The organism is Microseira wollei NIES-4236, assembly GCF_020521235.1.
GTDB lineage: Bacteria > Cyanobacteriota > Cyanobacteriia > Cyanobacteriales > Aerosakkonemataceae > Microseira > Microseira wollei.
This window is the reverse complement of sequence record NZ_BLAY01000259.1, coordinates 1-9,791: the sequence shown is the minus strand read 5'-3', so window position 1 is coordinate 9,791 and position 9,791 is coordinate 1. Positions and strand designations below refer to the sequence as shown.

Below are 9,791 nucleotides of genomic sequence, written 5' to 3'. Positions count from 1 at the left end.
CGATCGCAACGCCAATCCACCTTTGTTTCTCGGAAAAATCTTCGCGAATGTTGTAGTAGCACAGCGCATAAAATGTTAGCTTGTACAAAATATTTAGCCCGTTCCCTACTCGCAGCGATCGCAACGCAAATCCACCTTTGTTTCTCGGAAAAATCTTCGCGAATGTTGTAGGGGCACGGCCAGCATAAAATGTTAGCTTGTACAAAATATTTTGCCCGTTCCCTACTCGTTTACGCAGTCTGATATTCCAAAAGTTTTACTTTTTCTGCTAATGCCAATATGGTCTTTTGTTGCTCTTTCAGCGCTTGAGTTAAGACGGCTACGATATCCATCGGACTAAGTGCTTTTCTGTCAGAGGTTGCCACCAATTCTGGAACATCTTCTGCGATAAATCCAATATGCAGATTTTTTTCGCTATCTGCTTTGTAATTGAATTTAACCGGGTTGAGTTTTTCTAATGCCTCAACGGCTTCTTTTCCAGAAAGTTCGGCAATATTCTCCTTTAATTCCCTTGATGAACCTTGGGTTAAAGTGCCACCGACGTGGACATTGCCATTGGGGAACATCGTCAGCGGAGTAATATAGGGTAAAAAATTTCCCGATGCCGAAGTATTAACATCAAAGCGCAACATACCAGCATCCAAAGGCATTCGCCAAAGTCCCCCCTCAGTTAGGGAGCGATCGCTTTCACGGAAGGCTAAAGGAACAGCCCCATCTTCGATCGTAAGACGAGCGTATTGTGGATTCGTCGTCCCGATACCAACTTTACCTAATTTTAGGCTGATTGAGTGTCTCCACGTCCCATCATATTTGTCATAGAAGTTAACCGGATAACTGGTACCATCGCTGTCTAAATTGATGGCAAACCTTTCATTTCCGGCAGCATCTCTGGCTCCAAAAAATGTAGAAACACTCTGAGCGACGATGGGGACATTGTTCGGGAATCCTCCCGGCGCGACAACATGTAACCGATTCTGTGGCGCAGAGGTTCCAATGCCGATGTTGCCTGTGTTTTTAATTGTCAGCAAATCTCTAGTTGAAGCCTCATTCGCTTGCCAGACAAATTTTGTTTGTCCGCTTTCTTGTCCGTAATGAGCAAAGGCAAAGAAATTGTCAGTTCCACCGTCATAACCAAAATCATGTCCTACTCCAGAGATGGCAAACAATTTAATATTTCCTCTCAACGATGGCTCGGAAATGTGTAATTTAGCGTCAGTATTGCAGGCGCCGATGCTGACAGTTTTAGTTACAAAAAGGTTGCCGTTGATTGTTGTGTCATCAGGCGCGATTTGGTCGGACATGGTTTCCTCATTGGCATTGATTATTTGCTTTTGAGCGGGCAGATTTTGCTCTGACATAATTTCCTCTTTGGTATTGCAGAAAAGGAGATTCAGTTCGCTTGAACTACCTCGCTTGTGAACCTCGCCTGTTACTCGTGCCAAAAATGGCTGTTTTATGTGAACTGCTCAAAAATTAAGTTATGTAACAAAATACATAACCGCTGGTGGAGCAGACAGAGTGGTAAGGAGGAGAGATGATTCTCTCTGGATAGATGTCATCAGTTGTATTCCCTGGGAGGCTTTCACTTATCATGAGCAAGCGACTCGAACAGCTTCTTGTGGAAGCGCGACACCAGGAGGCGCACAGCCAAAAGGGTCAGTTTGTGTTAACCCAGTTGGTCGAGGAAATTTTGCGCTCGCGCACAATTTGCCGTCCGCTTCTGGGTCAACCTTTATCTCCGGTTCAAAGAGAAATTTACGAGCAAGTCACAGCACACCTTTTATCTGACATAAGTCAGCAAATCGACAGTTACAACCCGACGCAAATTCCTGTAAGAACTTGGGTTAGCGAACTGCGACATCAGGCGTTTAGAAAAATTTTAGATGACCAAAAGCTCAAACAGTTAGCACTAGAAATACAACAACATCCTTCTCAAACTGACTTACGGCGTCACTTGTTAGGAGAACTGGTAGAAGCCATTCTGCTTTCAGGTAGGCTTTGTCGTCCCCATCGCGAGAAATTTTTACCTCAAATTTACGAACTGATCTATGAAGAAGCCGTGGTTAAAACCCTAGCCTATGTCTGCCAAAATATTAACCAATACGACCCTCGCCGAGGTCAGAATCAAAAATTTATGAACTGGGTAAATTTCCGTTTAGATCGACTCGTTATAGAGTCCCGTCGCGAATTTAGCGAGCCGATGGTGCAAAATTTGCCGACCCTTGCACAACTGGAAAATTTGCCCCAACCTCGTTCGGACTTTTTACTTGAACAAACGAAGGAGTATATCGAAAACGACCCGGATAATATTTTTGGGCAGCACCATATTCGAGATCGACCCGATGCCAATTTTCGCGCGATCGCTCTCTCCAGGTTTTCCGGCAAAAGCTGGGAAGAAATATCGAATTATTTTGGCATCAAAATCCCCACTTTGAGCTGTTTTTTCCAGAAATCTTGCAGCAAATTTCGTTCTAACTTCCAAGATTATTTGGATTTAGAATAACAGCGTCCAGCCAGTCGCGTTTTCCCTGGCCATGTAAATTTTTGATAAAGTTTACCAATTTTACATAAAAGACCTCGCTTTAGCCAGAGTAATGCGTAGAATTTGAACAGAAAGAAATATGGACACCGGACAAACAGAGCGAATTATCAAATATCGCAACGTACTTGAATCATTAGTTGCCCAAGAAACCTGTCGGCAACTAATGAATCTGCCGCCAAAGTTGGTCAAATATATCAATCCAGCACAAGTTATTGCCTATGCACTAAATCGTTTACCGCCTCTTTATGCTACCAGTTTTGAGGGATGGCAGCGGCAACAAAAGCGCGCTACCGAGGAATTAGGAACCCAGATTACCTCAGCAGTGCGTCAGGGATTAGCAGCAGTGCAACGAGATCCCTTGAAGCGTGTAACACCCTTACCCTTAATTGTGGTAGAAGAAATTAAACCACAAGAAATGCAAACCTTGCTCAAGTGTTAATAACTAACTCGTTTTTATAATAACCTGTAAAAACGGGTTTTAGCTTTAAGCTTGATCCGGGTAAGGGCATTTATAAGCTCAACTGGAAAACAACAGCTAATTTACATTATGCTGATGAATAAATAACTGCGTTGGCAACAGCCTGCGTAGGCGCATCCTCAGCATCTGCCATCATTCTAATACAAGCTCTCTCCAAGCATCTTACAGGGAATTTTACTTTCACGCAGGAACAAACCATGAACGCATCCATCTCACCTCTAACCATTACCCTCCCGCTAGGATTGACCGCTCATGCTAAAGCCGAAGAATTTCGACAACATCACTATCATCCGCATAAAGCAAAACATGTTTATTTGAATACTTTGGCGGTGTATGCGGTAGAAGTTTACTTGAAATACCGGGAGTTTGAGACAGATTGGGAACATAGCGATAGTTACGATCCGATAATGCAGGGGTTAATGAATGTGGCGGATTTGCTGGTGTCAAATTACGGCAAGTTAGAATGTAGACCTGTATTACCTACAGCCGAGGTTGTGGAAATTCCAGAAGAAGTTTGGACAGAGAGAATAGGCTATGTTGCGGTACAATTAAATGAATCATTGCGCGAGGCGAAATTACTGGGATTTGTTGATAGCGTGACGACAAAAGAATTGCCGCTGAGTCAGTTGCGATCGCTCGCAGAACTACCAGCGCATATCAGCCAATTTCAGCCATTACAACCGCAGCCAAGATTAGTCAACCTCAGCAAATGGATACAAAATAGCTTTGATACTGGTTGGCAAACCCTAGAAGCATTGTTTGATTCCCCCCCATCGGGGTTAGCATTTAATTTTAGGCAATCACCGGCAACCAATATTGAGCGAGGTAAACTGCTAAAGTTGGAACAAGCAGGTCAGCAAGTCGCGTTATTAGTAGGATTAATACCTACTCAACAGTCAGAAATAGATATCTCAATCGAAGTCTACGCTTTAGGTACTCAAGCTAAACTGCCACCGCATCTACAGCTTATATTATTTGACGAGACTGGCACATCAGTCATGCAAGCAGAGGCGGGTGGTAGCGAAAGCTTAGAATTTCAGTTTAGCGGCGAACCTGGAGAAAGCTTTGGTGTCAAAGTCACTCTAGGAGATTTTAGCATTACTGAAAACTTTATAATTTGAGATTGTAAGCAGGCATTTTCCTTACATCAACTCACAAATTGTATGGTAAAATGCCTCTAATAACTATGAGCAAGTTAGTTGTTCTAGAACTGGATGGCGATTTTGAGCATGAGGGTTTTCGCGTCACTTTAGAGATAGGTGCAGATAGGGATAACTCTGTAAATCCCTATGCTTTACGGCAGTATAGTTTACAACAAACTATCAAAATCAAGGGTAACTTACCTGCTAATCCAGAACTCGCGGCTTGTTTACAACAACACTGGCAGGAGAAATATCGTAGCTTGGGCGCACCTGCGCGAATTAAAAGCAAAAAAATTATCCATAAAGGTTCCATTAATCAACGGCTTAAAGAATGCCGCGAATCGGCTTATCAGTTGCAATCTTATCTTAATTCATGGCTTAAATCTGAATCGTTTCGCGAAATAGATAGTCGCTTGCGCGAAGAAATACACCCGGGCGAAGCGATTAGATTTCTAATTCGTACTGACGATTTTCACCTGCAAAAACTTCCTTGGCATCTCTGGGATTTTTTTGAACGATACCGTTTAGCAGAAGTGGCTTTAAGTCCCTTAGAATCTAAAACGGGTGGGAATTTTAGGCAAAAAAATCCGCGGAAATCCTGCATCAAACTCTTAGTGATTTTAGGCCATAAAGAAGGGATTGATATTGATGCTGATCTTTGCTTGTTAAAAAATTTACCTCAAATCGACCCCGTTGTTTTGGTTGAACCACAAGCTCGGGAAATAAACAATCAGCTTTGGGAACAATCCTGGGATATTATATTTTTTGCTGGACATAGTGAAACCGAGGGAGAAACGGGGCGAATTTATATCAATCCTACCGACAGCATTACGATTCAAGAGTTGTGGTATGGTTTGAGGAAAGCGGTGGAACGCGGGTTAAAATTGGCAATTTTTAACTCTTGTGATGGATTAGGATTAGCGCGACAACTCGACGATTTGCAAATTCCGCAAATGATTGTAATGCGGGAATTAGTACCCGATCGCGTCGCGCAAGAATTTTTAAAACATTTTATTCGCGCATTTGCTGGCGGTAAATCATTGTATTTAGCAGTGCGGGAAGCAAGACAGCGACTACATGATGAACTTGAGCGAGAATTTCCTTGTGCGAGTTGGTTACCCGTAATTTTTCAACATCCTGCTTTTATACCGCCAACTTGGCAACAATTAAAGGGAATTAATCGCCGCCAATTGCCAATTCCTTTGATTGCCAGTGTAGCTGTTACTGTTTTAATTATAGCGATGCGATCGCTAGGATTATTCCAATGTTTGGAATTGCAAGCGTTTGACCAGCTAATGCGATCGCGACCAAACGAAGCGCCAGATCCGCGCCTGTTGGTAATAACAGTAACAGAACAAGATGTTCAAAACCAGAATCCCCAGGAAAGAAGAGGTGCATCTCTATCAGACCGCGCACTTGCACAATTGTTAAAAAAACTACAGCAGTATCAACCGCAAGTTATCGGTTTGGATATTTATCGCGATTTTCCCGTCGATCCAAAACATCCAGAATTAGCCACTTATTTACAGCAAAATCAACGTTTGATTGCTGTATGTGAAGTCGGTGAAACCGACAAACATCTCGGTATTAGACCACCGGCGGAAGTTCCAAAAGACCGCCTAAGTTTTAGCGACTTTCCAGTTGACCCCGATGGCGCGATTCGTCGTCATTTTTTAGGAATGGCGAGCAATCCTAAGTCTTTTTGTATTACGGATACATCTTTCAGCTTCCAAGTTGCACAAGTTTATTTAGCTGATAAGGGTATCGATTACAAACGAACCCCGCAAGGGGATTTGCAGATTGGTGACGTTGTTTTTAATAAACTTAAACCCGATACAGGTGGCTACCACGAATTAGATACGCGGGGTTACCAATTGCTACTTAATTACCGCTCTCGTTCAATTGCAAGAACAATCGAGCTTACGGAGATTTTGAGCGGTAGAATTGACGCTGAACTACCCAATTTAGTTAAAGGTCGCATTGTTCTAATTGGCACCACAGCCCAAACTTTTAAAGATTATTTTCCCACACCCTACAGCACCGGAAATTGGCAAGATAAAATGCCAGGGGTGATGATTCAGGCACAGATGACCAGTCAGATTATTAGCGCTGTTCTAGATGGACGACCCTTGATTTGGTGGTGGTGTGCTTGGGGTGAAATTTTTTGGATCTGGGGTTGGTCTTTGGTGGGAGGCGTAGTAGGTTGGTATGTGCGATTGGGCGAAGCGGATATGCCGACCGCACGCTGGCGCGAACGCCCTTTGGGCGAATCGCATCTACGCTTGGGATTAATTAATGGCATCGCACTCGGCACTTTATATCGACTGTGCTTAGTATTTTTACTCAACGGTGGTTGGGTACCACTCGTCCCATCGGCATTAGCTTTAATATTTACTAGCGGCAGCGTAGTAATTTTTGCGGGATTTAAAGAAAAGTAATTGTAGTAAGTACTAGAACTTTAAATCGCAATTTAACTTTGATGAAGTTACCTAGTCTGCCCATAATGCCTATTACCTGGGTATTTATTAGTTTAACAACTTACCCTGCGCCAATCTGGGCAAATTCTCCTGGATTAGTTAACCATCTTCTTACACCCCAGACAAAACAAACCGCACAGGAGAAACCCGATTTTTCAGGTGAAGGAAGATCTGGTCGCCGCACGGGAGGAGGAAGCCGTAACTCCTGGCTATCTAAAGAGCCACCACTGACAGCTTTAGCGCCTTTTAATAACTGGGGAAAAACAGTTTTAGAGCATCCCCCACCTTTTGGTTTTACGTTCCCTATTCTGCCCAAGAAGCACCCTTGGGAGAGTTTATATTGCAGGAGGAAGAGGGAAAAGATGTTTACCGCACCAGTTTTACATTGCCTGGAAACCCTGGTTTCGTTAGTGTTACCCTTCCGCCTACAGCAACAGTCTTAGAAATTAACAAATCCTATCGTTGGTACTTCAAACTTTATTGCTCAGAGCAGAAATCATCTGGTTCTATTTTTGTGGAAGGATGGGTGCAACGAGTTGAACTAACACCCGTTCTTGAGCAACAGTTGAAAGCAGCTTCACCACAGGAGTACATTGTCTATGCTAATAACCTAATTTGGTATGATGCTATAGCCAATCTAGCTAAGCTTCGCCTGCAAAATCCCTCAAATTCTACACTTGATCGTGAGTGGAATAACCTGCTGCAATTGAGAGGAATTGCCTTGGAACAACTTAACCGAGAACCCTTTGTTGGCAGTGTGAATCAATTTTAGATTCAGGACGGTAATCCTGGCAGCAAAAATTCAGGACTTACGCAACGACACTATAGCGGTTTGTGACTTGGTGGAATACAGTAGTTGTCTATTAGACCTTCGTACAAGCTTCTGCCTTGTTGAACCAACTTTTGGGCATCGGGTAAACTTTGCACAATAGACTTCTCCAAAAATTCTTGTGGGGTGGGATCTTGTGGGGTGGGCGTCTCGCCCGCCTTTGGGTTTCTTGTTTGGAAATATCTAATAACGCAAGTTGCTAGTTATAATTTGTGACATTGGTAATTGGTAATTGGTAATTGGTAATTGGATTCATGGCTCAGTATACTCTTGAAAATTACCTATTACCAGCGTCCTTGTTCTCAAACTTTAGGATGAAGTGTAATGTTGAAATTGGCTAAGTTCCTGGTTAGGCAAACCACTGGATTAAAACTAATCTTCTGGGTTTTAGGTCTGTTAGTTGGCTTGCTGCAAGCATGGGCGTATCGGTTCAGCTTATCCTCAGAAGATGCAGTTTCATATTTGGATATTGGCGATGCTTACCTGAGAGGCGATTGGCATACGGCTATCAATGCCTATTGGAGTCCTTTATATTCTTGGTTACTGGGATTTTTTATCGCTATTCTTCAACCTCCGCCCTATTGGGAATTTTTTGTAGTTAAACTTGTCAATCTCTTCATCTTCTTAGTTGCATTTGCCAGCTTTGATTTTTTTCTGCAACAGCTGATTAAGTATCAACGGAAAACCCAGCAGACGACATCGAAGCGATCGCGGGAAATCCCTGAGTGGATCTGGCTGATTATGGGCTATGCGCTTTTCCTCTGGGTATCCTTGAAATGGATCGGGATTCATTTAGATGCACCTGATAATGCGACAGCAGTCTGTGTTTACCTGGCTAGTGGTTTGCTGCTGCAAATGCAAAACCGAACCGCTAATTGCAGGACTTACCTTTTATTTGGGATTGTTCTCGGTTTAGGCTATCTGTCTAAATCGGTGATGTTTCCTCTGGCATTTGTGTTCTTTGGAGTGAGTGTTGTGGTGAGTTGTTTTGAGGAGGACAATGTTCCAGAAGAAGGGCTGTGCCTTTTTGGTATGCAGTTGATGTTACGCCGTCAAACTGTTTTACGTCTGCTAGCTGCACTGCTGGCTTTTACGATCGTCGTAGCGCCTTTTATCGCAGCAATTTCTGTTTCAAAAGGTCGTCTGACGTTTGGCGATACTGGAAAAATTAATTATGTTTGGACGAGCGCTAAAACTGTTAAAGGCGACAAACATTGGCAGGGTAAAGAACCGAACTCAGGTATCCCAAAACATCCAACACGACAAATTTTTGATGTACCTCCCACCTATGAATTTGGCACCCCCGTCGGTGGCACAAGTCCCACTTGGTACGATCCTTCCTACTGGTATGACGGCTTAAAATTTAGCTTTAATCTACGTCAACAGTTACAAATATCAACATTGCTAATTGCCAGCTTGCTAATTGCAAGAAAAGCCCCTACAGGTCGTAATTCCGATGCAACGGTCAACGATATTACACCTACTTTTTGAATAAAAATACGACAGCTATGTAGGTTGGGTTTCTCGTTCGATCCCCCCAACCTACAATCCAAAATCCAAAATCTAAAATCTAAAATTCCTAAAGCCACTGTCCCCCGCGAAAACGCCAAAAGGGAAACAAAATTCGCATGATGCTTTGAGATGCGATAAAAACTGCCAGCCAAACTAAACTGTAGTGAAAAGCAAACCCTGGTATCGTTAACTCTTTTGGCACAGAGGGTAGCCCTATAGTTTTGACCAAACTTATTATAAATACTCCTTCCCAAATCCCCGCCAAAAGTTGAAATGCAGCAGGCCAATCTCGATCCCAGCGGAACTTTTGCATATAAATATAAACCACATCCCAGAAAATGCCAAAAAGTGCTACATACCCCAATACCCAAAAATAAACTAAACCTGCACCAGAGCCAATATATCCTAGATAAAAAGGCAGCGTTACGATTCCTCCTACTGTAGCGAGGAGTAACAAGCGAGTTTGCCAGCGACCAAAAAGAGTAGGTGTCATTGTTGCCTCCAATTGAGTTAGTTTTGCGACGGATAGAAACTAAATTTATTTCAGATATTACACTTTTTTCTCGGCTGCACAGATGCCAAACAATTGTCAAATGCCGTACCGCGAAAACCCTGACTGCAACCCCATCCATCCCAGTAGGGGCACGGCTTCGATCACCAAAGATTTCTCACCCAAGATTATAGAATGCCGTACCGCGAAAACCCTGACTGCAACCCCATCCATCCCAGTAGGGGCACGGCTTCGATCACCAAAGATTTCTCACCCAAGATTATAGAATGCCGTACCGCGAAAACCCTGACTGCAACCCCA

The 9,791-nt window shown here is 43.2% G+C and carries 8 protein-coding genes; 6 read left to right on the top strand and 2 right to left on the bottom strand.

Annotation, left to right across the window (positions count from 1 at the left end):
* Window positions 1-230 precede the first annotated feature (230 nt).
* Window positions 231-1,358: a tail fiber domain-containing protein gene (locus MiSe_RS44675; RefSeq protein ID WP_226593049.1), complete on the bottom strand. Its 1,128-nt coding sequence runs from the start codon at window positions 1,356-1,358 to the stop codon at window positions 231-233.
* A gap of 233 nt (window positions 1,359-1,591) precedes the next feature.
* Between MiSe_RS44675 and MiSe_RS44670 the strand changes: the two genes are divergently transcribed.
* The 6 genes from MiSe_RS44670 to MiSe_RS44645 all read left to right on the top strand — a co-directional run bounded on the left by MiSe_RS44670 (window position 1,592) and on the right by MiSe_RS44645 (window position 8,959).
* Complete coding sequence (locus MiSe_RS44670; RefSeq protein WP_226593046.1) at window positions 1,592-2,503, top strand: hypothetical protein; 912 nt, start codon at window positions 1,592-1,594, stop codon at window positions 2,501-2,503.
* A 118-nt stretch (window positions 2,504-2,621) separates the two neighbouring features.
* Window positions 2,622-2,981, top strand: a complete 360-nt coding sequence (locus MiSe_RS44665) for a late competence development ComFB family protein (protein ID WP_226593044.1) — start codon at window positions 2,622-2,624, stop codon at window positions 2,979-2,981.
* 236 nt (window positions 2,982-3,217) lie between these two features.
* Window positions 3,218-4,141: a DUF1822 family protein gene (locus MiSe_RS44660; protein WP_226593042.1), complete on the top strand. Its 924-nt coding sequence runs from the start codon at window positions 3,218-3,220 to the stop codon at window positions 4,139-4,141.
* 50 nt (window positions 4,142-4,191) lie between these two features.
* A complete protein-coding gene (locus MiSe_RS44655) occupies window positions 4,192-6,600 on the top strand; it encodes a CHASE2 domain-containing protein (protein ID WP_226593040.1) in 2,409 nt (802 codons plus the stop codon).
* Window positions 6,601-6,892: 292 nt separating this feature from the next.
* Window positions 6,893-7,411 (top strand): DUF928 domain-containing protein, encoded by a 519-nt coding sequence (locus MiSe_RS44650; protein ID WP_264197015.1) that lies wholly within the window; start codon window positions 6,893-6,895, stop codon window positions 7,409-7,411.
* Window positions 7,412-7,792: 381 nt separating this feature from the next.
* Window positions 7,793-8,959, top strand: coding sequence for a hypothetical protein (locus MiSe_RS44645; protein ID WP_226593037.1), 1,167 nt, complete (start codon window positions 7,793-7,795; stop codon window positions 8,957-8,959).
* Between the two features lie 88 nt (window positions 8,960-9,047).
* Here MiSe_RS44645 and MiSe_RS44640 read toward each other — a convergent pair whose 3' ends face one another.
* Window positions 9,048-9,473 (bottom strand): hypothetical protein, encoded by a 426-nt coding sequence (locus tag MiSe_RS44640; RefSeq protein WP_226593035.1) that lies wholly within the window; start codon window positions 9,471-9,473, stop codon window positions 9,048-9,050.
* Window positions 9,474-9,791 lie beyond the last annotated feature (318 nt).

What these genes read in the sequence shown, in the direction of transcription:
- MiSe_RS44675 (WP_226593049.1), bottom strand. Translation starts at nt 1,358, where the DNA reads ATGTCAGAGCAAAATCTGCCCGCTCAAAAGCAAATAATCAATGCCAAT.
- MiSe_RS44670 (WP_226593046.1), top strand. Translation starts at nt 1,592, where the DNA reads ATGAGCAAGCGACTCGAACAGCTTCTTGTGGAAGCGCGACACCAGGAG.
- MiSe_RS44665 (WP_226593044.1), top strand. Translation starts at nt 2,622, where the DNA reads ATGGACACCGGACAAACAGAGCGAATTATCAAATATCGCAACGTACTT.
- MiSe_RS44660 (WP_226593042.1), top strand. Translation starts at nt 3,218, where the DNA reads ATGAACGCATCCATCTCACCTCTAACCATTACCCTCCCGCTAGGATTG.
- MiSe_RS44655 (WP_226593040.1), top strand. Translation starts at nt 4,192, where the DNA reads ATGCCTCTAATAACTATGAGCAAGTTAGTTGTTCTAGAACTGGATGGC.
- MiSe_RS44645 (WP_226593037.1), top strand. Translation starts at nt 7,793, where the DNA reads ATGTTGAAATTGGCTAAGTTCCTGGTTAGGCAAACCACTGGATTAAAA.
- MiSe_RS44640 (WP_226593035.1), bottom strand. Translation starts at nt 9,473, where the DNA reads ATGACACCTACTCTTTTTGGTCGCTGGCAAACTCGCTTGTTACTCCTC.